This window comes from Pseudomonas sp. ADAK18 (genome assembly GCF_012935695.1).
In the GTDB taxonomy this organism is placed as follows: domain Bacteria; phylum Pseudomonadota; class Gammaproteobacteria; order Pseudomonadales; family Pseudomonadaceae; genus Aquipseudomonas.
In genome coordinates this window covers 4,669,774-4,693,322 of the sequence record NZ_CP052859.1, presented here as the reverse complement: position 1 = coordinate 4,693,322, position 23,549 = coordinate 4,669,774, and the positions used below count along the sequence as shown (strand labels likewise).

General features: G+C 58.0%; 23 protein-coding genes and 4 tRNA genes. 20 read left to right on the top strand and 7 right to left on the bottom strand.

Going from position 1 to position 23,549, the window contains the following annotated elements; translation table 11 throughout:
- The first annotated feature begins 107 nt into the window (after positions 1-107).
- Both proB and HKK55_RS21190 read left to right on the top strand, forming a co-directional pair.
- On the top strand, positions 108-1,226 hold the full coding sequence (proB, locus tag HKK55_RS21195; RefSeq protein WP_169357920.1) for a glutamate 5-kinase: 1,119 nt from the start codon (positions 108-110) through the stop codon (positions 1,224-1,226).
- A gap of 16 nt (positions 1,227-1,242) precedes the next feature.
- The gene (locus HKK55_RS21190; protein WP_058425718.1) at positions 1,243-1,707 is read left to right on the top strand and encodes a CreA family protein; all 465 of its coding nucleotides are present in this window, start codon (positions 1,243-1,245) and stop codon (positions 1,705-1,707) included.
- A gap of 128 nt (positions 1,708-1,835) precedes the next feature.
- Here HKK55_RS21190 and rpsT read toward each other — a convergent pair whose 3' ends face one another.
- Positions 1,836-2,114 carry a 30S ribosomal protein S20 gene (gene rpsT / locus HKK55_RS21185; RefSeq protein ID WP_003215870.1) on the bottom strand — a complete coding sequence of 93 codons (279 nt, stop codon included), beginning with the start codon at positions 2,112-2,114 and terminating at the stop codon, positions 1,836-1,838.
- Positions 2,115-2,367: 253 nt separating this feature from the next.
- Between rpsT and murJ the strand changes: the two genes are divergently transcribed.
- The 6 genes from murJ to ispH all read left to right on the top strand — a co-directional run bounded on the left by murJ (position 2,368) and on the right by ispH (position 9,841).
- The gene (murJ, locus tag HKK55_RS21180) at positions 2,368-3,906 is read left to right on the top strand and encodes a murein biosynthesis integral membrane protein MurJ (RefSeq protein WP_169356446.1); all 1,539 of its coding nucleotides are present in this window, start codon (positions 2,368-2,370) and stop codon (positions 3,904-3,906) included.
- A gap of 118 nt (positions 3,907-4,024) precedes the next feature.
- The gene (gene ribF / locus HKK55_RS21175) at positions 4,025-4,963 is read left to right on the top strand and encodes a bifunctional riboflavin kinase/FAD synthetase (RefSeq protein ID WP_169356445.1); all 939 of its coding nucleotides are present in this window, start codon (positions 4,025-4,027) and stop codon (positions 4,961-4,963) included.
- A 13-nt stretch (positions 4,964-4,976) separates the two neighbouring features.
- Positions 4,977-7,808: an isoleucine--tRNA ligase gene (gene ileS, locus HKK55_RS21170; protein ID WP_169356444.1), complete on the top strand. Its 2,832-nt coding sequence runs from the start codon at positions 4,977-4,979 to the stop codon at positions 7,806-7,808.
- A complete protein-coding gene (gene lspA / locus HKK55_RS21165; RefSeq protein WP_169356443.1) occupies positions 7,801-8,313 on the top strand; it encodes a signal peptidase II in 513 nt (170 codons plus the stop codon). Before ileS ends, lspA begins: the two co-directional genes overlap by 8 nt.
- A gap of 7 nt (positions 8,314-8,320) precedes the next feature.
- The gene (locus HKK55_RS21160; protein WP_178128891.1) at positions 8,321-8,758 is read left to right on the top strand and encodes a peptidylprolyl isomerase; all 438 of its coding nucleotides are present in this window, start codon (positions 8,321-8,323) and stop codon (positions 8,756-8,758) included.
- A 135-nt stretch (positions 8,759-8,893) separates the two neighbouring features.
- On the top strand, positions 8,894-9,841 hold the full coding sequence (ispH, locus tag HKK55_RS21155; protein ID WP_155584746.1) for a 4-hydroxy-3-methylbut-2-enyl diphosphate reductase: 948 nt from the start codon (positions 8,894-8,896) through the stop codon (positions 9,839-9,841).
- Here the strand turns inward: ispH and HKK55_RS21150 are convergent.
- Positions 9,795-10,376, bottom strand: a complete 582-nt coding sequence (locus HKK55_RS21150; protein ID WP_169356441.1) for a GspH/FimT family pseudopilin — start codon at positions 10,374-10,376, stop codon at positions 9,795-9,797. The two genes, ispH and HKK55_RS21150, sit on opposite strands and share 47 nt — an antisense overlap.
- 236 nt (positions 10,377-10,612) lie before the next feature.
- Between HKK55_RS21150 and pilV the strand changes: the two genes are divergently transcribed.
- From pilV to thiO, 5 genes are all read left to right on the top strand, one after another.
- Positions 10,613-11,098, top strand: coding sequence for a type IV pilus modification protein PilV (gene pilV / locus HKK55_RS21145; protein WP_169356440.1), 486 nt, complete (start codon positions 10,613-10,615; stop codon positions 11,096-11,098).
- Positions 11,095-11,802: a PilW family protein gene (locus HKK55_RS21140; RefSeq protein ID WP_169356439.1), complete on the top strand. Its 708-nt coding sequence runs from the start codon at positions 11,095-11,097 to the stop codon at positions 11,800-11,802. Before pilV ends, HKK55_RS21140 begins: the two co-directional genes overlap by 4 nt.
- Positions 11,803-11,806: 4 nt before the next feature.
- Positions 11,807-12,346 carry a PilX N-terminal domain-containing pilus assembly protein gene (locus HKK55_RS21135; protein WP_169356438.1) on the top strand — a complete coding sequence of 180 codons (540 nt, stop codon included), beginning with the start codon at positions 11,807-11,809 and terminating at the stop codon, positions 12,344-12,346.
- Between the two features lie 12 nt (positions 12,347-12,358).
- Positions 12,359-12,760: a type IV pilin protein gene (locus tag HKK55_RS21130; RefSeq protein ID WP_169356437.1), complete on the top strand. Its 402-nt coding sequence runs from the start codon at positions 12,359-12,361 to the stop codon at positions 12,758-12,760.
- A 62-nt stretch (positions 12,761-12,822) separates the two neighbouring features.
- Positions 12,823-13,926: a glycine oxidase ThiO gene (thiO, locus tag HKK55_RS21125; RefSeq protein ID WP_169356436.1), complete on the top strand. Its 1,104-nt coding sequence runs from the start codon at positions 12,823-12,825 to the stop codon at positions 13,924-13,926.
- Between the two features lie 6 nt (positions 13,927-13,932).
- Here thiO and HKK55_RS21120 read toward each other — a convergent pair whose 3' ends face one another.
- The gene (locus tag HKK55_RS21120; protein ID WP_169356435.1) at positions 13,933-14,169 is read right to left on the bottom strand and encodes a PP0621 family protein; all 237 of its coding nucleotides are present in this window, start codon (positions 14,167-14,169) and stop codon (positions 13,933-13,935) included.
- A 125-nt stretch (positions 14,170-14,294) separates the two neighbouring features.
- Positions 14,295-15,320: an outer membrane protein assembly factor BamD gene (locus HKK55_RS21115; protein ID WP_169356434.1), complete on the bottom strand. Its 1,026-nt coding sequence runs from the start codon at positions 15,318-15,320 to the stop codon at positions 14,295-14,297.
- Between the two features lie 149 nt (positions 15,321-15,469).
- Here HKK55_RS21115 and rluD point away from each other — a divergent pair, with 149 nt between their 5' ends.
- The 7 genes from rluD (at position 15,470) to HKK55_RS21080 (ending at position 20,561) form a co-directional block, all read left to right on the top strand.
- Entirely contained in the window at positions 15,470-16,432 is a 963-nt protein-coding gene (gene rluD, locus HKK55_RS21110) for a 23S rRNA pseudouridine(1911/1915/1917) synthase RluD (RefSeq protein WP_155584738.1), read from the top strand.
- Positions 16,429-17,154, top strand: coding sequence for a peptidoglycan editing factor PgeF (gene pgeF, locus HKK55_RS21105; protein ID WP_169356433.1), 726 nt, complete (start codon positions 16,429-16,431; stop codon positions 17,152-17,154). The genes rluD and pgeF overlap by 4 nt, the downstream gene beginning before the upstream one ends.
- Before the next feature lie 128 nt (positions 17,155-17,282).
- On the top strand, positions 17,283-19,847 hold the full coding sequence (gene clpB / locus HKK55_RS21100; RefSeq protein ID WP_169356432.1) for an ATP-dependent chaperone ClpB: 2,565 nt from the start codon (positions 17,283-17,285) through the stop codon (positions 19,845-19,847).
- A gap of 300 nt (positions 19,848-20,147) precedes the next feature.
- Positions 20,148-20,223, top strand: a tRNA-Asn gene (locus HKK55_RS21095).
- A 9-nt stretch (positions 20,224-20,232) separates the two neighbouring features.
- Positions 20,233-20,309: transfer RNA gene (locus tag HKK55_RS21090), tRNA-Pro, on the top strand.
- A 5-nt stretch (positions 20,310-20,314) separates the two neighbouring features.
- A tRNA-Lys gene (locus HKK55_RS21085) sits at positions 20,315-20,390 on the top strand.
- Positions 20,391-20,484: 94 nt separating this feature from the next.
- Positions 20,485-20,561: transfer RNA gene (locus HKK55_RS21080), tRNA-Pro, on the top strand.
- Between the two features lie 190 nt (positions 20,562-20,751).
- Here the strand turns inward: HKK55_RS21080 and HKK55_RS21075 are convergent.
- The 3 genes from HKK55_RS21075 to HKK55_RS21065 form a co-directional block, all read right to left on the bottom strand.
- Entirely contained in the window at positions 20,752-22,050 is a 1,299-nt protein-coding gene (locus tag HKK55_RS21075; protein WP_169356431.1) for an NAD(P)/FAD-dependent oxidoreductase, read from the bottom strand.
- Positions 22,051-22,110: 60 nt separating this feature from the next.
- Positions 22,111-22,284: a DUF3094 family protein gene (locus HKK55_RS21070; protein WP_169356430.1), complete on the bottom strand. Its 174-nt coding sequence runs from the start codon at positions 22,282-22,284 to the stop codon at positions 22,111-22,113.
- A gap of 178 nt (positions 22,285-22,462) precedes the next feature.
- On the bottom strand, positions 22,463-23,092 hold the full coding sequence (locus tag HKK55_RS21065; protein WP_154744567.1) for a DUF1780 domain-containing protein: 630 nt from the start codon (positions 23,090-23,092) through the stop codon (positions 22,463-22,465).
- Positions 23,093-23,549 lie beyond the last annotated feature (457 nt).

Genomic DNA, 23,549 nt, shown 5'->3' with positions numbered 1-23,549 from the left:
TAAGCGCCGCTCAATCGAGCGGCGTTTTGGTATCTGGAAATCGGTAGTCACGAATAACGTTATGGGCGGCGCTGGGTCGCGCGGCCCTCTATCTAAGGTTGAAGATGATGCGGAGCAAGGTGACGGGTGCGCAGCGTTGGGTCGTAAAGATCGGTAGCGCGCTGCTGACGGCGGATGGCAAGGGGCTGGATCGTGCAGCCATGAGCGTCTGGGTAGACCAGATGGTGGCCTTGCATGAGGCTGGCGTCGAGTTGGTGTTGGTGTCGTCCGGGGCGGTTGCTGCCGGGATGAGCCGCCTTGGCTGGACCGTGCGACCCAGCGCGATGCATGAGCTGCAGGCCGCTGCAGCCATTGGCCAGATGGGCTTGGTGCAGGCCTGGGAATCCAGCTTTGCCGAGCACGGTCGCCATACGGCGCAGATTCTGCTGACCCATGATGACCTGTCCGACCGCAAGCGCTACCTCAATGCTCGCAGTACCTTGCGTGCTCTGGTCGAGCTGAAAGTGATTCCGGTGATCAACGAGAACGACACTGTGGTCACCGACGAAATCCGTTTTGGTGACAACGACACCTTGGCGGCGCTGGTGGCCAACCTTGTCGAGGCTGATTTGCTGGTGATCCTTACGGATCGCGACGGCATGTTCGACGCTGATCCGCGCAATAACCCTGATGCTCAGCTTATTTATGAAGCGCGTGCTGATGATCCGGCGCTGGATGCGGTCGCCGGCAGTGTTGGTGGTGCATTGGGGCGAGGTGGTATGCAGACCAAGCTGCGCGCGGCGCGGCTGGCGGCGCGCTCGGGCGCTCACACCATCATCGTTGGTGGTCGCCTTGAGCGAGTGCTGGATCGCCTGAGGGCTGGTGAGCGTATCGGTACGCTGCTGTCACCTGAGCGCGGGATGCTGGCAGCGCGCAAGCAGTGGCTGGCGGGGCATCTTCAGACGCGCGGCACTCTGGTGCTGGATGCTGGGGCTGTGTCGGCGTTGTCCCAAGGCAACAAAAGCCTGCTGCCAGTGGGCGTAAAGTTGGTCCAGGGCAGCTTCCGTCGTGGCGAAATGGTGGTGTGCGTGGCGCCGGACGGTCGTGAGATTGCCCGTGGTCTGGCCAACTACAGTGCGCTTGAGGCGCAGAAAATTATTGGGCAGTCGTCCGAGGCGATTGTCGGTTTGTTGGGTTATATGGCAGAGCCGGAGTTGGTTCACCGGGATAACCTGATTCTGGTTTAAGTGAAGGGAAGTCTCGATGCGCGTAATTAAGGGGTTGCTCGGGTTGCTGCTGGCGATGCCGTTGTTGGCGTCTGCTGAAGAGATTGGTCAGGTGTCGACGGTGTTCAAGTTTGTCGGCCCCAATGATCGGATTGTGGTTGAGGCCTTTGATGATCCGAAGGTGGATGGCGTGACTTGCTACCTGTCTCGCGCCAAGACGGGCGGGGTGAAGGGTGGTCTCGGTCTGGCTGAGGATCGCGCTGAGGCATCGATTGCCTGTCGTCAGGTGGGGCCGATTCGCTTCAAGGGTGAATTGAAGGATGGTGACGAGGTATTCAAGGAGCGCACGTCCCTAGTGTTCAAGACTATGCAGGTGGTGCGGTTCCTCGACAAGAAGCGCAATACGCTGGTTTATCTGGTCTATAGCGATCGCTTGATCGAAGGCAGTCCGCAGAATGCGGTGACGGCGATTCCGATCTTGCCGTGGCCGACTGCGCAATAGGCTCGACAGCGCTGCTCTGCTGTATGTGGGGGCGAGCAAGCCCGCTCCCACATTTGTTTTGGGGTGCCTATAAAATTGCAGGCAATAAAAAACCGACCCTAGGGTCGGTTTTTTAACAAGCTTATCGCTTAGGCTGCAGCAGCAAGGTTCAGAGCCTTGATGTGGCCATTCAGACGACCTTTATGGCGAGCAGCTTTGTTCTTGTGGATGATGCCTTTATCGGCCATACGGTCGATAACTGGCACGGCCAGAACGTAAGCAGCTTGAGCTTTTTCAGCGTCTTTTGCGTCAATGGCTTTAACTACATTCTTGATGTAGGTACGAACCATGGAACGCAGGCTGGCGTTGTGGCTGCGACGCTTCTCAGCCTGTTTTGCACGTTTTTTGGCGGAAGGTGTGTTGGCCACCGTCGAGCTCCTCGAAAGACTTTTTAGGAAATAGCAAACAAAATAGGCCGCGAATCATGCCGATGAGTTGAAGTCTTGTCAAGGGCGGCTGATGCGAACTGCTGAGTGGTCGATCTTAAGAGGCGGGTGATTTATTTCCGGCGCTTGACCTGTAAACTCGCGAGCTTTGGCTCTGTGCTGTTGCAGGCGCGGAGTATCGCATATGTGGGCGCTTTGTTCGCCTGCTCTTTATCTATAGGCAAAAACTCTTTCAATGAATCTGCTCAAATCGTTGGCCGCTGTCAGCTCCATCACCATGATTTCCCGGGTTCTTGGGTTCGTGCGTGACACGCTGCTGGCACGTATTTTCGGCGCCAGCATGGCCACGGATGCTTTCTTCATTGCCTTCAAATTGCCCAACCTGTTGCGGCGAATCTTCGCCGAGGGGGCGTTTTCCCAGGCTTTTGTGCCGATTCTGGCGGAGTACAAGGCCCAGCAGGGCGAGGAGGCGACCCGCACCTTTATTGCCTACGTTTCGGGTTTGCTGACCCTGGTTCTGATGCTGGTGACGATTGCCGGCATGCTCGCGGCGCCTTGGGTGATTTGGGCGACCGCCCCCGGTTTTGCCAATACGCCGGAAAAATTCGCCCTGACCGCCGATCTCTTGCGGGTGACGTTTCCTTATATCTTGCTGATTTCCCTGTCGTCCCTGGCGGGCGCGATCCTCAATACCTGGAACCGTTTCTCGGTGCCGGCGTTCGTGCCGACCTTGCTTAACGTCAGCATGATTATTTTTGCGCTGTTTCTCACGCCGTATTTTGATCCGCCGGTCATGGCCTTGGGGTGGGCGGTACTGGCCGGAGGTTTGGCGCAACTGCTGTACCAGCTGCCGCACCTGAAAAAGATCGGCATGCTCGTGCTGCCACGCCTGAACCTCAAGGACGCCGGGGTCTGGCGCGTGATGAGAAACATGCTGCCGGCGATTCTCGGTGTTTCCGTCAGTCAGATTTCGCTGATCATCAACACGGCTTTCGCCTCGTTGCTGGTTTCGGGTTCGGTGTCCTGGATGTACTACGCCGACCGTCTGATGGAGTTGCCGTCCGGCGTTCTGGGCGTGGCCCTGGGTACTATTTTGCTGCCGACGCTGTCTCGCACCTACGCCAGTAAAGATCGTCACGAGTATTCGCGAATTCTCGATTGGGGCCTGCGCCTGTGTTTTGTGCTGGTGCTGCCGTGCTCCCTGGCCCTGGGAATCCTGGCCGAGCCGTTGACCGTTTCGTTGTTCCAGTACGGTCAATTCAGCGCGTTTGATGCCTCGATGACCCAGCGTGCCCTGATCGCCTACTCCATTGGTCTGCTGGGCATCATCGTGATCAAGGTCTTGGCGCCGGGCTTTTATGCCCAGCAAAACATTCGTACGCCGGTGAAAATCGCAATTTTCACTTTGATCGTCACGCAACTGCTCAACCTGGTATTTATCGGTCCTTTGGCGCATGCCGGCCTGGCATTGGCCATCAGTGTTGGCGCTTGCATCAACGCGGGCTTGCTGTTTTATCAACTGCGTAAACAGCAGATGTTCCAGCCTCAGCCGGGCTGGGGCCTGTTTGCCCTCAAGCTGCTGGTGGCGGTGGCGATGATGTCGGCTGTGCTGCTGGGGCTGATGCACCTGATGCCGGCTTGGGATCAAGGCCATATGCTGGAGCGATTCATGCGCCTGGGAGCATTGGTGGTCGCCGGGGTGGTGGTGTACTTCGGGATGTTGCTGCTGATGGGCTTCCGTTTGCGGGATTTCAATCGCAAGTCGCTGAGTTAAGGAGTTTTCGTCGATAAGACGGTTGTTTTATCGATTCGAGCAATTGGCCTGCGCTGTTGCCTGTCGTCCTGGGCCGGGTGTGGTTATAATCGACCACTTTATGAGCAAGAAGCGCGTTATGCAGCTGGTTCGAGGTCTCCACAACCTGCGCCCTGAGCATCGGGGCTGCGTCGCCACTATTGGCAACTTTGACGGTGTTCACCGTGGTCACCAGGCTATCCTGGCCCGGCTGCGTGAGCGTGCGGTTGAGTTGGGCGTGCCCAGCTGCGTGGTGATTTTTGAGCCACAACCCCGTGAATTCTTCACCCCGGAGACAGCGCCGGCACGTTTGGCGCGCTTGCGAGACAAGTTGCAGTTGCTGGCAGAAGAGGGCGTGGACCGTGTCTTGTGCCTGGCCTTCAACCAACGTTTGCGCAGTCTCAGTGCCGCCGAGTTCGTTGACCGCATTTTGGTGGATGGCCTTGGTGTGCAGCACTTGGAGGTCGGTGACGACTTCCGCTTTGGCTGTGACCGGATAGGAGGCTTTGACTTCCTGCAACAGGCCGGCGTGACTCAAGGTTTTACTGTCGAAGCCGCGCAAACCGTCGAACTGGACGGCCTGCGCGTGAGCAGTACCCAGGTGCGTAATGCACTGGCCGCTGCCGACTTCGACTTGGCCGAGCGTTTGCTCGGTCGCCCGTTCCGGATTGCCGGGCGGGTTTTGCACGGTCAGAAGCTGGCGCGCCAATTGGGCACGCCAACGGCCAACGTGCAACTCAAGCGCCGTCGCGTGCCACTGACTGGGGTTTACCTGGTGAGTGTCGACATCGACGGCCAATCGTGGCCAGGAGTCGCCAATATAGGCGTCAGACCCACGGTTGCAGGTGATGGCAAGGCCCACCTGGAGGTTCACCTTTTGGATTTTGCCGGGGATTTGTATGACCGGCGTTTGACGGTGGTTTTCCACCAAAAGCTGCGTGAAGAGCAGCGTTTCGCCTCTCTGGAGGCGTTGAAAACGGCGATCAATGCGGATGTCGCCGCCGCCCGTGCACTAGCCGCACCTAGCGCCCATCGCTAATGAAGAGCCTTAAATGACCGACTATAAAGCCACGCTAAACCTTCCGGACACCGCCTTCCCAATGAAGGCCGGCCTGCCACAGCGCGAACCGCAGATTCTGCAGCGCTGGGACAGTATTGGCCTGTACGGAAAGTTGCGCGAGATTGGCAAGGATCGTCCGAAATTCGTCCTGCACGACGGCCCTCCTTATGCCAACGGCACGATTCACATCGGTCATGCACTGAACAAAATTCTGAAGGACATGATTATCCGCTCGAAAACCCTTTCGGGTTTCGACGCGCCTTATGTCCCGGGTTGGGACTGCCACGGTCTGCCGATCGAACACAAAGTCGAAGTGACCTACGGCAAGAACCTGGGCGCCGACAAAACTCGCGAGTTGTGCCGTGCGTATGCCACCGAGCAGATCGAAGGGCAGAAGTCCGAATTCATCCGTCTGGGTGTGTTGGGCGATTGGGCCAACCCGTACAAGACCATGGACTTCAAGAACGAGGCCGGTGAAATCCGTGCCTTGGCCGAAATCGTCAAGGGCGGTTTCGTGTTCAAGGGCTTGAAACCTGTGAACTGGTGCTTTGACTGCGGTTCGGCCCTGGCTGAAGCGGAAGTGGAATACGAAGACAAGAAGTCCTCAACCATCGACGTGGCCTTCCCGATCGCTGACGAAGCCAAGCTGGCGCAAGCCTTCGGTCTGGCGAGCTTGGCCAAGCCAGCCTCCATCGTGATCTGGACCACCACCCCGTGGACCATCCCGGCCAACCAGGCGCTGAACGTACATCCGGAATTCACCTATGCCCTGGTGGATGTCGGTGACAAGCTGCTGGTACTGGCAGAAGAGATGGTTGAGTCGTGCCTGAGCCGCTACAACCTGCAAGGTTCGGTGATTGCGACCACCACCGGCTCGGCCCTGGAGCTGATCAACTTCCGCCATCCGTTCTACGACCGTTTGTCGCCGGTGTACCTGGCTGATTACGTCGAACTGGGTGCTGGTACCGGTGTGGTTCACTCCTCGCCTGCCTATGGCGTGGACGACTTTGTGACCTGCAAGGCTTATGGCATGGTCAACGATGACATCCTCAACCCGGTGCAAAGCAATGGCGTGTACGCGCCATCGCTGGAGTTCTTCGGTGGCCAGTTCATCTTCAAGGCCAACCCGGCGATCATCGACAAATTGTCGGAAGTCGGCGCGTTGTTGCACACCGAAACCATTAGCCACAGCTACATGCACTGCTGGCGCCACAAGACCCCGTTGATCTACCGCGCTACCGCGCAGTGGTTTATCGGCATGGACAAAGAGCCGACCAGCGGCGAAACCCTGCGCAAACGCGCGCTCAAGGCCATCGAAGATACCCAGTTTGTCCCGGCCTGGGGCCAAGCGCGCCTGCACTCGATGATCGCCAACCGTCCGGACTGGTGCATTTCCCGCCAGCGCAACTGGGGTGTGCCGATCCCGTTCTTCCTGAACAAGGAAAGCGGCGAACTGCACCCGCGCACCGTCGAATTGATGGAAGTTGTGGCCCAGCGTGTTGAACAGGAAGGCATCGAAGCCTGGTTCAAGTTGGACGCTGCCGAGCTGCTCGGCGACGAAGCGCCGCTGTACGACAAAATCAGTGACACCCTCGACGTCTGGTTCGACTCGGGTACCACGCATTGGCACGTACTGCGCGGTTCGCACCCAATGGGCCACGAAACCGGTCCTCGCGCCGACCTGTACCTGGAAGGTTCGGATCAACACCGCGGCTGGTTCCACTCGTCCTTGTTGACCGGTTGCGCCATCGACGATCACGCACCGTACCGCGAACTGCTGACCCACGGTTTCACCGTCGACGAAAACGGCCGCAAGATGTCCAAGTCCCTAGGCAACGTGATCGCTCCGCAAAAGGTCAACGACACGCTCGGTGCCGACATCATGCGCTTGTGGGTCGCCTCTACCGATTACTCGGGCGAGATGGCCGTGTCCGAGCAGATCCTGCAGCGTAGCGCTGACGCCTACCGCCGTATCCGTAACACCGCACGTTTCATGCTGTCGAACCTGACCGGCTTCAACCCGGCCACTGACATCCTGCCGGCCGAGGACATGCTCGCCCTGGATCGTTGGGCCGTGGACCGTACCTTGTTGCTGCAGCGCGAGTTGCAAGAGCACTACGGCGAATACCGTTTCTGGAACGTCTACTCGAAGATCCATAACTTCTGCGTGCAGGAGTTGGGTGGTTTCTACCTCGACATCATCAAGGACCGCCAGTACACCACCGGCGCCAACAGCAAGGCCCGCCGTTCGGCGCAGACCGCGCTGTATCACATCTCCGAAGCGCTGGTGCGCTGGATTGCTCCGATCCTGGCTTTCACCGCAGATGAGCTGTGGGAATACCTGCCGGGTGAGCGTAACGAGTCCGTCATGCTCAATACCTGGTACGAAGGCCTGACCGAACTGCCGGCTGACTTCGAGCTGGGGCGCGAGTACTGGGAAGGCGTGATGGCCGTCAAGGTCGCCGTGAACAAGGAGCTGGAGAACCAGCGTGCGGCCAAGGCCGTTGGCGGCAACCTGCAGGCCGAAGTTACGTTGTTTGCTGAGGAGGGCCTGACCGCCGACCTGGCCAAGTTGAGTAATGAGCTGCGCTTTGTCTTGATCACTTCGACTGCCAGCCTGGCGCCATTCGTCCAGGCTCCGGCCGATGCGGTGGCTACCGAAGTGCCGGGCCTGAAGCTCAAAGTGGTCAAGTCGGCCTTCGCCAAGTGCGCCCGCTGCTGGCACTGCCGTGAAGACGTTGGCGTGAATCCTGAGCACCCGGAAATCTGCGGTCGTTGCGTCGACAACATCAGCGGCGCTGGCGAGGTTCGTCACTATGCCTAATGCTGCCGGTCGTTTCGGACGTCTGGGCTGGCTCGTACTGAGCGTGCTGGTGCTGGTCATTGACCAGCTCAGCAAGGCTCACTTCGAGGGCTCGTTGTCGATGTATCAGCAGATCGTGGTCATTCCTGACTACTTCAGCTGGACCTTGGCTTACAACACCGGTGCTGCCTTCAGCTTCCTGGCTGACAGCTCCGGCTGGCAGCGTTGGCTGTTTGCCCTGATTGCGGTAGTGGTCAGTGCGGTGCTGGTGGTCTGGCTCAAGCGTCTTGGCCGTAATGACACCTGGCTGGCGGTTGCGTTGGCTCTGGTGCTCGGTGGCGCGCTGGGCAATCTGTACGACCGCATTGCCTTGGGCCATGTGATCGACTTCATTCTGGTGCATTGGCAGAACCGCTGGTATTTCCCAGCGTTCAATTTTGCCGACAGCGCCATCACCGTCGGTGCAATCATGCTGGCGTTGGATATGTTCAAAAGTAAGAAAACCGGAGAAACCGTTCATGACTGAACAGGTATTGGCTGAGCAACGCATCGGCCAGAACACGGAAGTCACCTTGCATTTCGCACTGCGCCTGGAGAACGGTGACACGGTCGACAGCACCTTCGACAAGGCCCCGGCGACCTTTAAGGTCGGCGATGGCAACCTGCTACCGGGTTTCGAAGCGGCACTGTTCGGTTTCAAGGCTGGCGACAAACGCAACCTGCAGATCCTGCCGGAAAACGCTTTTGGTCAGCCAAATCCGCAAAACGTACAGATCATCCCGCGTTCGCAGTTCCAGGATATGGAGTTGTCGGAAGGCCTGTTGGTGATTTTCAACGATGCGGCGAATACCGAGCTGCCGGGTGTGGTCAAAATCTTTGACGACGCCCAGGTGACCATCGACTTCAACCATCCGTTGGCCGGTAAAACCTTGACCTTTGATGTTGAAATCATCGACGTTAAAGCTATCTAACTGACGAACCGGCTTATGTGGGCTCTGGCTTGTCGAATCGTCGCACCGCTGCGATAGCATCGCCTCGGAGTAGCTGATACACCGAGTCGCCTGCATCGCAGGCAAGCCAGCTCCCACAAAGACACGAGGCACAGCATGCAAATCAAACTCGCCAATCCCCGTGGCTTCTGCGCCGGCGTGGACCGGGCGATCGAAATCGTCAACCGCGCCCTGGAAGTCTTCGGGCCGCCGATTTACGTGCGTCATGAAGTGGTCCACAACAAATTCGTGGTTGAGGACTTGCGGGCTCGCGGCGCTATTTTCGTCGAAGAGCTGGATCAAGTGCCGGATGATGTCATTGTCATCTTCAGTGCTCACGGTGTTTCCCAGGCTGTGCGTACCGAAGCGGCCGGCCGTGGCTTGAAAGTGTTCGACGCCACCTGTCCGCTGGTGACCAAGGTTCACATCGAAGTTGCACGCTACAGCCGTGACGGTCGTGAGTGCATCCTGATCGGCCACGCCGGTCATCCGGAAGTCGAAGGCACCATGGGTCAGTACGATGCCAGCAATGGCGGTGCGATCTATCTGGTGGAAGACGAAAAAGATGTGGCCGCACTTCAAGTGCACAATCCGGAGAAGCTGGCCTTTGTCACCCAGACCACCTTGTCCATGGACGATACCAGCCGTGTCATCGATGCCTTGCGCACGCGCTTCCCGGCGATTGGTGGGCCACGCAAGGACGATATTTGCTACGCCACGCAAAACCGCCAGGACGCCGTCAAGCAATTGGCCGACGAGTGCGATGTGGTGCTGGTGGTCGGTAGTCCCAACAGCTCCAACTCCAACCGTCTGCGGGAGCTGGCCGAGCGTATGGCTACCCCGGCCTACCTGATCGATGGTGCTGAAGACTTGCAACGCAGCTGGTTCGATGGCGTCGAGCGTATCGGCATCACTGCTGGCGCTTCGGCCCCGGAAGTGTTGGTGCGTGGTGTGATTCAGCAACTGCAAGCCTGGGGCGCCACCGGCGCGGATGAGTTGGCCGGTCGTGAAGAAAACATCACTTTCTCCATGCCCAAGGAGCTGCGGGTTCGCTCGCTGCTCTAAGGCCCAGCGTGCCGGTGTAACTCCGGCATAGCGCCTGTTCGGTCTTGTCATTGCGCAGGCTGATGCGGCCGGTGGGCGCCAGCACCACTTGGTGCACGCTCAGTGGCTGGTCTGTTGCGCAAACGTGCACAGTGCCGGCTCGAAAACCTCCTGCTGACAGCAATGGTTCGCCCAGTCCGCTAAAGCGTATCTGGGTCCTCACCGGCGTATTGCCCACAATCGGTACCTGCCCGGTGTCCTGTCGCTCCAGTAGCACTGGATTGCTATTGTCCAGATGGCCGCGGCCGCTCAGGTCGAGTATGACCCTCCATCCCAGGCTCCAGTCATCGTCCAACGCATGGATGATGACCGGGCGGTTGCGCGCGATGGCTTCGGTTCGGGCGTAGCGCAGTCCTCCGACCAAAGACTCGGCGGCGCTCTGACGGCGCTGTGACTCAAGCAGCCCCTTGAAACTGGGCATGGCCAATTGAGCCAGGAAACCGCTGAGGATCAGGCCGAACAGTAGTTCGATCAACGTAAAACCATACTGTTTCATATGTCGTCCCTCCGTGGACGTTCTTGTCGTGGTTGGCCTTATTCATCGGAATTCAGGCGGCCAGTTGGCAGACATAGTTATAGCGTCGGCTTCGAAGTGATGAATGGTGGCCTTCCTGTCCAAAGTATTTCGCTTTGTTCCGAGGTGCAGCGCAGCTCCAGGACAGGCGCTAGTCTTGGGCCGCAGAGGAGATTTCTCCCTGCCTTTTGACACCCTTCGACACGGATGACGATGGTATGCACGCCTGCCCAATGACGTCTTACGCCCAACCCTCCCCAGCATCGCAGGTCGGTATGACCTTGATCGAGGTCCTGGTTTCGGTGTTGATCCTCGCCGTTGGATTGCTGGGAGCGGCGCTGATCCAACTCAAGGCCTTGAAGTACACCGACAGCTCAAGGATGACCAGCCAGGCCAGCTTTATCGCCTATGACATGCTGGACCGGATTCGCGCCAATTCGGGAGTCGACTATTCATGGGGGCAGCTGGAAAGTGCTCCTGCCAATACCGTGATGGCCAGTGTTCGTGACCTCGACCTGCATGATTTTGAGGCCAATATCCTCGGGTTTGCTGGTGAAAGCGCCAAAGGTTCGGTCTCCATCAATCGGCGAGAGGTGACCGTCAGTATCAGTTGGGACGACTCCCGGGGGACGAATGCCAGCGGCGCCCGAGAAACGTTCACGCTGACCAGTCGTGTTGCAGTCGACCCGAAGGCGTTGCAATGACTCGCCGTGATCGTGGTTTCGGGATGGTCGAGATGCTGTTGGCGTTGACCCTTGGGCTGGTGCTGGTTATAGGGCTGGTCCAGATATCTATCAGCGCTCGCAGTACCTATGCCAGCCAGAATGCGTCTGCGCTTTTGCAGGACGATGCGCGGTTTATCCTGGGTAAGCTGATTCAGGAGATCCGTCTGGCGGGCATGTTTGGTTGTCTGTCCATTGCATCCATCGTCAACGCTCCGGCGGACTTTTCACGGCCTGTTGGCTGGAGCGTTGCTGGGAGCTCAAAGACCCTGACACTGGTCACTGCGGATGCTGGAAACACTGGCAGTAAAGCCGACTGGACGGTGCTCTCCGATTGCACCAGCGTTGCCCAAGCCTATGCTGGAACCATTTCGGAGCCTGCACCTGGGCATACCAGCTTCCCTGTTCGCAAGCTGACATACACCTTTGAAGGAGGGCAGTTAAGGCTGAGCACACCCGCAGCTCCGGCCAAGGCGGTCCTGGTGGATAACGTGCGGGCATTCGATCTCAGTTTCGGGATGGCCGCAAAGGCGGGGTCAAGCGTTGTGACCCGGTATGACACCAGCCCTACTGACGAAGCTTTGATACGCAGTGTGCGCATCCTCCTGACGCTCCAGGATCCCGGTGGGAGGGTGAGAGATCAGACGTACAGCGTCGTGGCGGCGTTGCGTAATCGTCTGGAGTAGCCCTATGCCGCGACGTCAATTTCGGTTTCATTCGTGGCAGGCCGGCGTGGTGCTGCCAATCAGTCTGGTGTTCCTGCTGTTGTTGGCGCTTATCGGGTTGTCTTCGATGCAGGGAGCAATCTCCCAGGAAAAGATCACCGGCAGTGTCAGGCTGCGCAACCAGTCATTTCAAAGTGCTGAAAGTGGACTGAGGCTGGGCGAGTCTGCGGTGCAGGCCCCGGGATTTGACTTGCGCCCCTGCAGGACTACTGCGTTATGCAGTGCTCCAAGTGAATCTGTTCAGGTAACCGGGCCAGGGACTGATCCTGTATCCACGATCACTTGGGTGGGCACGAAGAGTGGTGTCTATGGCATTCAAAACCTGGGGCGCGGAGTTGGATTGGCTCATCTGCCACCCGAAACTCCGGCGACGTTGTACCGGGTGACCGCAGTGGGCATCAGTGGCCACTCACGGACGGTGCTGGAGACGGTGTATGCGCGAGTGGTGCTGGATGACGGGCAGGGGGGCCGCTTCCGACGAGTCATGTGGCGACAACTTCTGTAGGCGAGTGGCGTGATGAGCAGATGCAGTAAGGGCTTTACCCTGATCGAATTATTGATCGCGGTGGCGATCGTCGCGACCTTGGCCGGCATTGTGTATCCCGGATACACCGGCCATATGAAAAGGGCGTATCGCACCGAAATAGCCGGGCTACTGACTGAGCAGGCCCAGTACCTTGAGCGTTATTATGCGAGGAACGGCACCTTTATTGATGCAAGCGGCGTCAGTGCGGGCAATGATCGCTATAGAATCGCGGTGGCACTGAACCCTCAGGATTTCATTCTGGTAGCTACGCCCATTATCGGGTCAGTGATGATGGGCGATCTGTGTGGTGACTTCAGCCTGACCAGCAGCGGTGTTGCGACCAATCCGACAGCCGCGCCCGGGATGTCACGCAAGGCCTGCTGGGGGCGATGATGAGGATCGTGAATGATTGGGCGCCAGATGCGTTCTTTTCTTTTTATCGGCTGGATCGAAAGATGGCTAATCAGCAACAGCAAGTAGTGATTGTCGGCGGCGGGGTTATCGGTCTGTTGACGGCGTTCAATCTGGCAACCCAAGGGCTGGCGGTAGCGCTGCTGGACCGTTCGGCGGTGGGGCAGGAGTCTTCCTGGGCTGGCGGTGGCATTGTTTCGCCGCTCTATCCGTGGCGTTACAGTCCTGCGGTTACCGCGCTGGCCCATTGGTCCCAGGATTTCTACCCGCAGTTGGGCGAGCGGTTATTCGATGCTACCGGGGTCGACCCCGAGGTTCATACCACCGGTTTGTTTTGGTTGGACCTGGATGATGAAGCCGAAGCGCTTGCCTGGGCTGCCCGCGAAGGCCGTCCATTGAGCAAGGTGGATGTTTCTGCGGCCCATGACACGGTTCCCGTACTGGGCCCGGGGTTCTCCCGGGCTATTTACATGGCTGATGTGGCCAACGTACGCAATCCGCGCCTGGTCAAGTCGCTCAAGGCCGCCTTGCTGGCTTTACCCAATGTGACGGTTCATGAGCAGTGCGCAGTAGAAGGTTTCATTCAGGAAGACGGAAAGGTTGTCGGTGTAAATACTGCACTTGGCCCAGTCCGTGGTGATCATGTGGTGCTCGCTGCTGGTGCCTGGAGCGGCGAGTTACTGGGTAGTCTGGGTTTGGTGCTGCCCGTGGAGCCGGTCAAGGGCCAGATGATTTTGTACAAATGTGCTTCGGACTTTTTGTCGAGCATGGTCTTAGCCAAAGGCCGCTATGCGATTCCCCGGCGAGACGGACACATTCTGATTGGCAGTACCTTGGAGCATGAGGGCTTCGACAAGACGCCTACCGAGTCGGCACTGGAAAGCCTGAAAGCCTCGGCGGTGGAGCTGATTCCGGCTCTGGCTGATGCCCAGGTGGTGGGGCACTGGGCAGGGTTGCGGCCCGGGTCGCCTGAAGGTATTCCGTATATCGGTAAAGTACCTGGCTTTGAAGGGTTATGGCTCAACTGTGGGCATTACCGCAATGGCCTGGTTCTAGCTCCGGCATCCTGTCAGTTGTTTGCCGATTTGTTGCTGGAGCGTGAGCCGATCATTGATCCGGCGCCTTATGCGCCGGCAGGACGGATCTAGCGGCAGCTACCGACGCTCGATAGGCGTCGGCCCCTGCTCGAGGTGCGCCTGTGTGCAATACCACTCCTGACGAGAGCTCAGGGCGCGATCCTGTGGCAAGTGCACGCCACAATGGGCACAGCGAACCATGGGGGTTGCACCTTGCTCGCTGGGCCGTTGTTGCATCGGCACAGGACGCTTGAATTTGCGCCAAAACCATACGGCGGCGGCAATCAGGGCAATCCAGAACAGTAAACGGACCATGGTGGGCAGCTTCTCGACAAGGAATTAGGCAGTTTAGCCAAGGACGTGACAGGCGCACAGCGGAATAAAGGTGAGCAATAAAAAAGGAGCCCTGAGGGGCTCCTTTTTTGTGCTGCATCAACCTATCAGTCAAAAACACCGAAGGTCATGTAGCTGAACCACGAGCGATCTTCGTTGTTGCCCAAGGCTTCGGGAGCCTGCTCTTCGATCACGTCACCGTTCTCGTCATGAGGCTTGAGGTCCGAAGGAATAGCGTCCTTGGCATCCTGGTACTGCTTGATCACGTCTTGATTGGCGCGGGTTTCGCCTGGTGGCAGCGGTGGACGGGACTCGATCAGACCCAGGGTGTACTTGCTCAGCCACGAGCGGTTATCCGCTTCGGCAACGGTTGGCACGAACTGACCGTCCACCAGGCTTGGGTGGTCCGGGTAGTTCAGCTTCAGGGTTTCCAGACTGGTGGCGGCGAGGGCATCGAGGTGCAGACGCTGGTAAGCCTCAGTCATCACGGCCAGGCCATCACCTACCGATGGGGTTTCCTGGAAGTTCTCCACCACATAGCGACCACGGTTGGCGGCTGCTACATAGGCCTGACGGGTCAGGTAGTAGTGGGCCACGTGGATTTCATAGGAGGCCAGCAGGTTGCGCAGGTAAATCATGCGCTGCTTGGCGTCCGGCGCGTAGCGGCTGTTGGGGTAGCGGCTGGTCAGCTGGGCGAACTCGTTGTAGGAGTCGCGGGCAGCGCCCGGGTCACGCTTGGTCATGTCCAGCGGCAGGAAGCGCGCCAGCAGGCCTACGTCCTGGTCAAACGAGGTCAGGCCCTTGAGGTAGTAGGCGTAATCCACGTTCGGGTGCTGCGGGTGCAGGCGGATAAAACGCTCGGCGGCGGACTTGGCAGCTTCCGGCTCGGCGTTCTTGTAGTTGGCGTAGATCAGTTCGAGCTGGGCCTGGTCGGCATAGCGGCCGAACGGGTACCGCGACTCCAGTGCCTTCAGCTTCGCTGTGGCGCTGGTGTAGCTGTGGTTGTCCAAGTCGGTCTGAGCTTGTTGGTACAGCTCGACTTCGCTCAGGTTTTCGTCGACGACTTCCTTTGTTGACGAGCAAGCAGCAGTCATGGCGAGGATGGCGATCAGCAGCAGGTGTTTCACTTGCATGGCGGCTTGCGTCCCTATGACGGCCGCTGTCTTGGGCGGGGCCGTCCTGTTATGATGAGCGCCCCGTTGAAAGCCTCGGGGCAAAAGACGCCGTATTTAACCACAAGCGCGCAGCCGAAACCAAAGGCTGTGCCACGCCTAGTCTGAGCATGTCCGATAAAATTGAACTTCGCGCAGAGGTGCCGTCCGAATTGGGCGGCCAACGCCTCGATCAAGTCGCCGCACAATTATTCGCTGAGCACTCGCGCTCGCGCCTTTCCGCCTGGATCAAAGACGGCCGCCTGACTGTGGATGGAGCGGTTATCCGCCCGCGAGACATAGTCCATGGCGGTGCGATTCTTGAGCTGACTGCCGAGCAGGAAGCCCAGGGAGAATGGATCGCCCAGGACATTGAACTGGACATCGTCTATGAAGACGACGACATCCTGGTGATCAACAAACCCGCAGGACTGGTGGTTCACCCGGCCGCTGGGCATGCTGATGGCACCTTGCTCAATGCCTTGCTGCACCATGTGCCGGACATCATCAATGTCCCGCGCTGCGGCATCGTGCACCGTCTGGACAAGGACACCACCGGCTTGATGGTGGTGGCCAAGACCATTCAGGCGCAGACGCAACTGGTCACACAGTTGCAGAGCCGCAGTGTCAGCCGCATCTATGAATGTATCGTGATCGGCGTGGTAGTGGCGGGTGGCAAGATCAATGCCCCCATCGGTCGCCACGGCCAGCAGCGCCAGCGCATGGCGGTTATGGAGGGCGGCAAGCAGGCCGTCAGCCACTACCGTGTGCTGGAGCGTTTCCGTTCCCACACTCACGTGCGGGTCAAGCTGGAAACCGGTCGTACTCACCAGATTCGGGTGCACATGGCACACATCAACTTCCCGTTGGTCGGAGATCCGGCCTATGGCGGCCGCTTCCGTATTCCGCCGGCGGCGAGTGTCACGATGGTTGAATCACTGAAAACCTTCCCACGCCAGGCGCTGCATGCGCGCTTCCTGGAGCTGGATCATCCGACGAGCGGTAAGCGGATGAGCTGGGAATCGCCACTTCCGGACGATTTTGTCTGGTTGTTGTCGCTGCTCAAGCAGGATCGTGAGGCATTTATCGGATGAGTGGCTGGCTGATTCCTGACTGGCCCGCGCCGGCCGGGGTGAAAGCCTGCGTCACCACGCGTGCGGGCGGCGTCAGTTTGGCGCCGTTCGACAGCCTCAACCTTGGCGATCATGTCGAGGACAGCCCAGAAGCTGTCAGCGAAAATCGTCGACGCTTGACCGATGCCTTCAATATCCAGCCGGCCTGGTTACGCCAGGTTCATGGTGTTGTCGTGGTTGAAGCCGACCCTGGCCAGATTGCCGAAGCCGATGGCAGTTGGACCGGTACCCCCGGCATCGCCTGCATTGCGATGACGGCTGACTGCTTGCCAGCCTTGTTTTGTAATCGTGACGGTACTCGCGTCGCGGCCGCTCATGCTGGTTGGCGTGGGTTGGCAGCCGGCGTGCTGGAAGCGACCATTAAAAGCCTGGGCGTTGCGCCCGCCGAAATACTGGTATGGCTAGGCCCAGCTATTGGCCCACACGCTTTTGAAGTCGGCCCGGAAGTACGGGAAGTCTTTATGCGGCAACTTCCGGAAACGGCGCGGGCGTTCGTCCCCAGTCTGAATCCGGGCAAGTTCATGGCCGACATCTACCAGTTGGCGCGCTTGCGTCTGGCTGCACACGGCATCACAGCCGTATACGGTGGCGGTTTTTGCACCGTGACCGATCCCCGCTTCTATTCCTACCGGCGCAGCCCGCGCACGGGTCGGTTTGCTTCCCTTATCTGGCTCGAACGCTAGACTCTCCTGACCTGCATCAATCGTTGACCGCTTGAATCTTCCAGAATCGACCACATCTATAGGCGTATCTGGCAGGTTTCTTCATTCAGGAAGTTATAGCTCCGGCCTGCTTAAAAGGAAGGTGACTAATGCGTATTGATCGTTTAACCAGCAAATTACAGTTGGCCTTATCGGATGCTCAATCCCTGGCGGTTGGCTTGGACCATCCAGCCATCGAGCCCGCGCACCTGATGCAAGCGCTCCTGGAACAGCAAGGTGGTTCCATCAAGCCGTTGCTGATGCAGGTGGGCTTTGACATCAACAGCCTGCGCAAGGAGTTGAGCAAAGAGCTCGACCAACTGCCGAAAATCCAGAACCCCACTGGCGACGTGAACATGTCCCAGGACTTGGCGCGCCTGCTTAATCAGGCCGATCGCCTGGCCCAGCAGAAGGGCGACCAGTTCATTTCCAGCGAACTGGTATTGCTTGCGGCGATGGACGACAACAGCAAGCTTGGCAAATTGTTGCTGGGCCAGGGCGTGAGCAAGAAGGCCCTGGAAAACGCCATCAACAACCTGCGTGGCGGCGAAGCGGTGAATGACCCCAATCATGAGGAGTCCCGCCAGGCCCTGGATAAATACACCGTCGACCTGACCAAGCGTGCCGAAGAAGGCAAGCTGGACCCGGTGATCGGCCGTGACGACGAAATTCGCCGCACCATCCAGGTGCTGCAACGTCGTACCAAGAACAACCCGGTACTGATCGGCGAACCTGGCGTGGGTAAAACTGCAATTGCCGAAGGCCTGGCCCAGCGCATCATCAATGGTGAAGTGCCGGATGGCCTCAAGGGCAAGCGTCTGCTGTCCCTCGACATGGGGTCGCTGATTGCCGGCGCCAAGTTCCGTGGTGAGTTCGAAGAGCGCCTCAAATCCCTGCTTAATGAACTGTCGAAGCAGGAAGGGCAGATCATTCTGTTTATCGACGAACTGCACACCATGGTCGGCGCCGGTAAAGGCGAAGGTTCCATGGATGCGGGTAACATGCTCAAGCCGGCATTGGCGCGGGGTGAGTTGCACTGCGTTGGCGCCACCACGCTCAACGAATATCGCCAGTACATCGAGAAAGACGCTGCCCTTGAGCGTCGTTTCCAGAAGGTGCTGGTGGAGGAGCCGAGCGAAGAAGACACCATCGCGATCCTGCGTGGCCTGAAAGAGCGCTACGAGGTTCACCATAAGGTGGCGATCACTGATGGCGCGATCATTGCGGCGGCCAAATTGAGCCATCGCTACATTACTGACCGTCAACTGCCGGACAAGGCTATCGACTTGATCGACGAAGCGGCCAGCCGCATTCGTATGGAAATCGACTCCAAGCCGGAAGTGCTGGATCGTCTGGAGCGGCGCCTGATTCAACTGAAAGTCGAATCCCAGGCCCTGAAGAAAGAAAAGGACGAGGCGGCAATCAAGCGCCTGGAGAAACTCCAGGAAGAAATTGTTCGCCTGGAGCGTGAGTATTCGGACCTCGAAGAGATCTGGACTTCGGAAAAAGCCGAAGTGCAGGGCTCGGCGCAGATCCAGCAAAAGATCGAGCAGTCCCGTCAAGAATTGGAAACTGCTCGCCGTAAGGGCGACCTGAACCGCATGGCCGAGTTGCAGTACGGGGTGATCCCGGACCTGGAGCGCAGTCTGCAAATGGTCGATCAGCACGGCAAAAGCGAGAACCAGTTGCTGCGCAGTAAAGTGACCGAGGAAGAAATTGCCGAAGTTGTGTCGAAGTGGACCGGTATTCCTGTGTCGAAAATGCTCGAAGGTGAGCGTGACAAGCTGCTGAAAATGGAAAGCCTGTTGCACCAGCGGGTCATCGGTCAGGAAGAAGCGGTGGTCGCAGTGTCCAACGCGGTACGGCGTTCCCGGGCCGGGTTGTCCGACCCGAACCGTCCGAGCGGCTCCTTCATGTTTCTCGGCCCGACGGGTGTCGGTAAAACCGAGCTGTGCAAGGCGTTGGCCGAGTTCCTCTTTGATACTGAAGAGGCCATGGTGCGAATCGATATGTCCGAGTTCATGGAGAAACACTCCGTGGCTCGCTTGATCGGGGCACCACCAGGCTACGTGGGCTACGAAGAGGGCGGTTATCTGACCGAAGCCGTGCGGCGCAAGCCTTACTCAGTGATCCTTTTGGATGAGGTCGAGAAGGCCCACCCGGATGTGTTCAACGTGTTGCTGCAAGTGTTGGAAGATGGTCGTTTGACAGACAGTCACGGGCGTACCGTGGATTTCCGCAACACGGTGATCGTGATGACCTCCAACCTGGGATCGTCGCAGATCCAAGAGCTGGTGGGGGATCGTGAAGCCCAGCGTGCGGCGGTGATGGATGCGTTGACCAGCCATTTCCGGCCGGAGTTCATCAACCGGGTGGATGAAGTGGTGATCTTCGAGCCTCTGGCGCGGGATCAGATCGCTGGCATCACCGAGATCCAGTTGGGTCGCCTGCGCAGCCGTCTGGCCGAGCGCGAGCTGTCGCTGGAGCTGAGTAGCGAAGCCTTGGACAAGCTGATTGCCGTGGGTTACGACCCGGTGTACGGCGCACGGCCGTTGAAGCGTGCGATCCAACGCTGGATCGAAAACCCGTTGGCGCAGCTGATTTTGTCCGGCAGCTTTATGCCGGGCACTAGCGTCACGGCGACCGTGGAGAACGACGAAATCGTCTTCCATTGAGTCCAGGTTGTACCGTTATAAGAGAAGGCCCCGCATTGCGGGGCCTTTTTTTTCGATAGGGCGTTGAACTGTAAGGCAAAGGCTTGTAAAGTGCGCCCCGCAGCAACGTCAGCCCACGGGTTTCTTCTCCCCAAGAAGAAATCAGAAAGAAGCGCAAATCATTGTCTTAAAAGCAATTTAAAGGGTTGACAGGGGTTTTTAAGATTGTAGAATAGCGCGCCTCAGAGACGTGAACGTAGCGATACGGACGGGTTGAAGAGAGGGTAACAAGCAGTAAAGTTGTACTTTGAAATATGTAGTTCCGTGATAGCTCAGTCGGTAGAGCAAATGACTGTTAATCATTGGGTCCCAGGTTCGAGTCCTGGTCACGGAGCCAATTTCAAGCCGGGGTATAGCGCAGTCCGGTAGCGCGCCTGCTTTGGGAGCAGGATGTCAGGAGTTCGAATCCCCTTACCCCGACCATATTTGGGTCGTTAGCTCAGTTGGTAGAGCAGTTGGCTTTTAACCAATTGGTCGTAGGTTCGAATCCCACACGACCCACCATTTTTGAAACCAGCTAGCGCTGGAATCGAATCTTAAGATCAGAGGCCAAAAGCACTGATCGTAGAAGGCGACTGAAAGGTCGCCTTTTTTTTACCGGGGTATAGCGCAGTCCGGTAGCGCGCCTGCTTTGGGAGCAGGATGTCAGGAGTTCGAATCCCCTTACCCCGACCATATTAAAAATCCTCGGATCGAAAGATACGGGGATTTTTTTTGCCTGCAAAAATATTGAGCCTTCCACAAAACAACTGTGGGAGCTGGCTTGCCTGCGATTGGATCAGCTCGGTATACCTGAAGTACCGAGGTGTCTGCATCGCGGGCAAGCCGGCTCCCACAGAAATCAGGCCCTATCCTGGACCCGTTGTCAGTGCAATTTGAGCCTAGGCTCAGTGCCGCGCCCAATCTTGCTCCCCAGCATCAACATCATTGTGCGGAAGAAGCCATACAGCGCCATCTGGTGCATGCGATACAGCGATACATAGAACATCCGCGCCAGCCAACCCTCCAGCATCACGCTGCCTGTCAGGTTGCCCATCAAGTTACCCACCGCCGAAAAACGCGACAGTGAAATCAGCGAGCCGTAGTCGGTGTACTTGTAGGCCGGCAGGGTCTTGCCCTCAATCCGCAGCTTCAATGATTTGGCCAGCAACGAAGCCTGTTGGTGAGCGGCTTGCGCCCGTGGCGGTACGTTGCGATCGGTACCTGCTTGTGGGCAGGCCGCGCAGTCACCAAAGGCGAAGATATTTTCATCGCGCGTGGTTTGCAGGGTTGGCAGCACCTGCAGTTGATTGATGCGGTTGGTTTCCAGGCCGTCGATATCCTTGAGGAAGCCCGGTGCACGAATGCCAGCGGCCCAGACCTTGAGGCTGGCAGGAATCACCTGGCCGCTGCTGGTGATCAGGTTGTCAGCAGTCACTTCACTGACGGCTGCGTTGGTCAGCACCGTGACTCCAAGTTTCTCCAGGGTTTTATGCACTGGGGCGCCAATGCGCTCCGGCAAAGCAGGCAATACCCGGGGGCCTGCTTCGATCAGAGTGATGTGCATATTTTCCGGCTTGATCCGGTCCAGGCCATACGCCGCCAGTTCGTGGGCTGCGTTATGCAGCTCGGCCGCCAGCTCAACGCCGGTTGCCCCAGCGCCGACGATGGCAACGCTGATCTGCTCCACCACATCGGTTTGCCCTGCATGGGCGCGCAGGTAGTGGTTGAGTAATTGCTGATGGAAGCGCTCGGCCTGTTTGCGGGTGTCGAGGAACAGGCAGTGTTCTGCCGCACCTTGGGTACCGAAGTCGTTGGTGGTGCTTCCGACAGCGATAACCAAGGTGTCATAGGCCAGTTCGCGGGCAGGGACCAGTTCCAGGCCCTGTTCGTCGAGGGTCGCGGCCAGCTGGATCTTCTTCTGTTCACGGTCGAGCCCGCTCATGCGCCCCAACTGGAACTCGAAGTGGTTCCATTTCGCCTGGGCAACATAATTGAGTTCGTCTTCCGAAGAGTTCAGCGAACCGGCGGCGACTTCGTGAAGCAGCGGTTTCCAGATGTGGGTCAGGTTGGCGTCCACCAGCGTGATGCTGGCGGTGTCGCGTTTGCCCAGAGTCTTACCCAGGCGGGTAGCCAACTCCAGGCCGCCGGCGCCGCCGCCGACGATAATAATACGATGGGTCATGGGGATATCTCGCAAGGCTAAAAGAAATCGGTGCAATTACCCGAGCGAGCGCAAGGCAGCTCATAGCGTCAGGTAACTCAAAAGTCGGCTCAGCAGGCCCATCCCGATCACGGCCACCAGTACCACGCCAAGGAGCAGCCATGGCCGGAAAGGCCTGCGCTCAACTTGGTTCTGGGACAGTTGCAGGTACTCTTCGACATGCTTTTGGTCGTCGGGGTTCAGGCGGCTGGTCATAAAGGCCTCGTCAGGTAGACGTTGCAAAAGGAGTGAACGTTACAGGTGTGTGATCTGCGGCATTGCCAGAAGCATAGTCGCTGAACCGCGCTGCCTTCGTTCACTGGCCATCAGCAGGCAAATATTGATTGCTCTTTGTATCACCCGGCCTGGGAGTTCGCCATGCCGGCGGTCGGGCCTATAGGCTGATACCGACGTCAAAGACAATGCTGCGCCCCAGGTTATTGCGCAGAAAATCCGGTGCGTCAGGGTGGGCGAACAGCACCCGGGCAAAGGTCGGCCCCACCAATGACAGCGAGCGCCACCCTTGGCGCAGGTATTCGGTGGGTGGCGGGAAGTGACTATTGAGGTCCAGCACTTCGCGTTTGAGGCTGGCGAAGGCAATGATATCCAGCTCTCCCAGGTCCATCCCGCGTTCCTTGTAGTTGTGGGCTTTCTTGCGCAGGGTTGGCGCCAGACGCAGAAGGAACTCATGGGCGGGAATGCGCTTGGGCTTGGCTTCACGCCGTACCAATTGGCTCAGGGAAAAGGCGCTGCGACGGCGCAGCAGTTCGTCGCGCCATTCATCATTCAGGCGTCGGCCCTCATCCAGCACGAAAAAAACCTCGAAGCTGGCGTCGCGAAACAGTACATCTGGAGGCTCTTGCCCGGCGGCGTGAAACTCTTCGGCGCGATAGGGCACGTTCAGGCCTTGCAGCAGGCGTTGGCAGACCCAACGCTCACGCTCCCATTTGCGGGCATTGGACAGGAACGCATTGGCTTGTTCGGCCGCTATGGTGAGCAGGCGCAGATAATCGGAGTCATCCATAAGGCAAGCTTAGCGTCCAAATGTGATCGTAAAAATAGAACATGCCGGGTTTATGAGGTTTTTTGCAAGCACGCAGGCCGCTCTACCCGAAGCGTTTCTGATGCTCATGGTGGACGTTCCGTCTTTCTCGCCATACCACGGCCCTATTCTTTGCGCTAGTCACAGTTGTGAGTTAAATAAGCGTTGCACTTGTCATGCTTTTGTCACGATTAGATGCTCCGTAAACCTCTGGTTCTAGCCTTATAAGGAGAGTGCTCTATGCATCGAAAATAAAGTCTAAAAAAAACTTGCGCAGGGAAAAAACGCTACTACGATGTGAGGACACTTTGAGTGGCAGTTATAAAAATTGCGGGCGGTGTTTTTCTAGGATCTGTATTGAGTAAAGCCTATCGATGGTCTTTCAATACGGTTTCGCTGAGGGGCGTTTTACTGAGTTATTTATAATAACCCGAGTTGA